The organism is Dietzia maris, from assembly GCF_014144855.1.
GTDB lineage: Bacteria > Actinomycetota > Actinomycetes > Mycobacteriales > Mycobacteriaceae > Dietzia > Dietzia kunjamensis.
This window is the reverse complement of record NZ_JAALDN010000100.1, coordinates 1-1,414: the sequence shown is the minus strand read 5'-3', so window position 1 is coordinate 1,414 and position 1,414 is coordinate 1. Positions and strand designations below refer to the sequence as shown.

Annotated in this window: 2 protein-coding genes and 1 pseudogene; 2 read left to right on the top strand and 1 reads right to left on the bottom strand. The window is 74.2% G+C overall.

Annotated features, from left to right (window positions below; translation table 11 throughout):
- On the bottom strand, window positions 1-542 hold a 542-nt coding region (locus G6024_RS03985), incomplete at its 3' end, for an LmeA family phospholipid-binding protein (protein ID WP_159148124.1).
- 86 nt (window positions 543-628) lie between these two features.
- Here G6024_RS03985 and G6024_RS03980 point away from each other — a divergent pair.
- A complete protein-coding gene (locus G6024_RS03980; RefSeq protein ID WP_067719144.1) occupies window positions 629-1,189 on the top strand; it encodes a type 1 glutamine amidotransferase domain-containing protein in 561 nt (186 codons plus the stop codon).
- A gap of 13 nt (window positions 1,190-1,202) precedes the next feature.
- Window positions 1,203-1,414 (top strand): annotated as a pseudogene (locus G6024_RS03975) (hypothetical protein); the annotation flags it as partial.

Sequence of the window (1,414 nt, the reverse complement as noted above, 5' to 3'; positions counted from 1 at the left end):
CCGTCGTTCACCCCGGGCTGCACCCCGATCTCCGCGATGCCGCCGATGTCGGCGCGCAGCAGGCCGGCCGGTGCGTCGGGGCGCACCGAGCGCACCTCCGTCATGCCCGCGATCGGCGAGCCCTCCGCTGGGTTGCCCTCCGCGGCGGCCGCCGCGAGCTGGTCGGCGCTGAGTGTGGCGGTGCCGTCCGCGGACTCGGCGCGGATACCGCCGTCGACCTGCGAGACCGAGTAGCCGGTCACGTCGATCCGCGGCACGGTGGCGTCACCGGGGGAGGTCAGGCGGACCGTGCCCACGGCCTGCTGCGTGGCCAGGTCCCACAACACGGGGCTGGTCCCGAACTCCACGGACACCGGCGCCCCGAGCTCCGCCGACGCCTCGCGCTCGGCCCGGTCCGACAGGTACCAGCGCGCGCCGAACTCCGCGGCCACCACCAGACCCGCCAGAAGCAGGAGCAGCAGGACCAGCGAGCACCCGCACCCGCACCCACCGCGCCTATTGTCGCGACGCCCTCTGCGGTCCATCCGATCTCGTCTGCCCATGGGGGTATCGTGCCGGACCGGAGCACCCGGGTCTACCGTCGCCGGACCGGTTGCGGCGCGGCGGGCAGGACCTCACGATCGGGATCATGACCGAGACACAGGATGCACTCACTGACACCCGTACCGTCGCCTTCCTCGTGGCCTCCGAGGGGATCGAGCGCGTCGAGCTCACCGAACCGTGGGACGCCGTCTCCGACGCCGGCTTCCGGCCGGTCCTCGTCAGCACGGAGGACGGCGAGGTCGGGCTGGTCGATCACCTCAGCCCGGCCGGCACCCGGCCCGTGGACCGCACGAGTGCGGACATCTCCGCGGCCGACGTGGACGTGCTCGTCCTGCCCGGCGGCGTCGCGAACCCGGACGCCCTGCGCGGGGACCAGCACGCGGTGACCCTCGTGCGCGAGATGGTCGAGGCTGGCAAGCCGGTGTTCGCGATCTGCCACGCGCCGTGGGTCCTCATCGAGGCGGACGTGGTGCGCGGCCGGAAGGTCACCTCCTTCCCGAGCCTGCGGACCGACCTGGTCAACGCTGGCGCGGAGTGGGTCGACTCCGAGCTCGTCAGCGACGACGGGGTCTTCACGAGCCGCCGGCCCGACGATCTCCCGGCCTTCTGCGAGGCGCTCGTCGGCGCCGCCCGGGGGTCGGCCTAGGGGCGACCGGGCGATGATCGGCGTGTACGTCCACAACCGTGGACGGGGGCACCTGCACCGGGTGCTGCCGGTCGTCGCCGCGCTCCGCGACCGGGGCGACGAGGTCACGATGCTCGTCACCGGCCCCTTCGACGACACCCAGCGTCCCCCCGGGACCCGCGTGGTCCACCTGCCGACAGAGCCGGACGCACGGACCGGGCCCGCCGCCGCGCACGCGGCCGGACC

What these genes read in the sequence shown, in the direction of transcription:
- G6024_RS03980 (WP_067719144.1), top strand. Translation starts at nt 629, where the DNA reads ATGACCGAGACACAGGATGCACTCACTGACACCCGTACCGTCGCCTTC.